Origin of the sequence: Planomonospora corallina (assembly GCF_042650625.1) — a bacterium.
GTDB lineage: Bacteria > Actinomycetota > Actinomycetes > Streptosporangiales > Streptosporangiaceae > Planomonospora_B > Planomonospora_B corallina.
The window spans coordinates 52,752-53,987 of sequence record NZ_JBHSBM010000011.1 but is presented as its reverse complement, the minus strand read 5'-3'; the positions used below and the strand labels follow the sequence as shown (position 1 = coordinate 53,987).

General features: G+C 70.4%; 1 protein-coding gene. It reads left to right on the top strand.

Features of this window, described 5'->3' with window-relative positions; genetic code table 11:
- Window positions 1-78: 78 nt before the first annotated feature.
- Window positions 79-1,188 carry a phosphoserine transaminase gene (serC, locus tag ACFOWE_RS05145; RefSeq protein WP_377285747.1) on the top strand — a complete coding sequence of 370 codons (1,110 nt, stop codon included), beginning with the start codon at window positions 79-81 and terminating at the stop codon, window positions 1,186-1,188.
- The last annotated feature ends 48 nt before the right edge of the window (window positions 1,189-1,236 follow it).

Genomic DNA, 1,236 nt, shown 5'->3' with positions numbered 1-1,236 from the left:
GTCTCGCCTTTCAGTAATTTCCGTCTCAAACCCCGGACCCCTGTCGGTGGTCATCTGCGGCTTCAGTACGCTGGTCGGGTGGCTGACATCGTGATTCCCTCTGACCTCAAGCCCGCCGACGGCCGTTTCGGCTGCGGGCCCTCGAAGGTGCGACCCGAGCAGATCTCGGCTCTGGCCGCCTCCGGTGCGAGCGTGCTGGGCACCTCCCACCGCCAGAAGCCGGTCAAGTCGCTCGTCGGGCGCGTGCGCGCGGGGCTGTCGGAGCTGTTCTCCCTCCCCGAGGGCTACGAGGTCGTCCTCGGCAACGGCGGCACCACCGCCTTCTGGGACATCGCCGCCTTCGGCCTGGTCCGCGAGAAGTCGCAGCACCTGCACTTCGGCGAGTTCTCCTCCAAGTTCGCCACCGTCACGGCCAAGGCGCCGTGGCTGGCCGAGCCGAGCGTCATCAAGTCCGAGCCGGGCAGCCACCCCGAGGCCGTCACCGAGGCGGGCGTGGACGTCTACGCGCTCACCCACAACGAGACCTCCACCGGTGTCGCCATGCCGATCAAGCGGGTCGGCGGGGAGGGCTCGCTGGTGCTCGTGGACGCCACCTCCGGCGCCGGCGGCCTGCCCGTCGACATCAGCGAGACCGACGTCTACTACTTCGCCCCGCAGAAGAGCTTCGCCTCCGACGGCGGCCTGTGGATCGCCCTGATGTCCCCGGCCGCGCTGGCCCGGGTCGAGGAGATCGCCGGCAGCGGCCGGTACGTCCCCGAGTTCTTCAGCCTGCCGATCGCGATCGACAACTCCTCCAAGGACCAGACCTACAACACCCCGGCGGTCACCACCCTGTTCCTGCTCGCCGAGCAGATCGAGTGGATGAACGCCCAGGGCGGCCTGGCCTGGACCACCGCGCGCAGCGCCGACTCGGCCAGCCGGCTCTACACGTGGGCGGAGAAGACCTCCTACACCACGCCGTTCGCCGCGCCGGAGTTCCGCTCCAACGTCGTCGGCACCATCGACTTCTCCGACGACGTCGACGCCGCCGCGGTCGCCAAGGTGCTGCGCGCCAACGGCATCGTGGACACCGAGCCCTACCGCAAGCTCGGCCGCAACCAGCTGCGCATCGCGATGTTCCCGGCCATCGACCCGGCCGACGTCGAGGCGCTGACCCACTGCATCGACCACGTCGTCGAGCGGCTCTAGCCGCTCCGCGAGGCCCGGCCCGCCCGGCCTCGGCCCACGGCCCCCCGC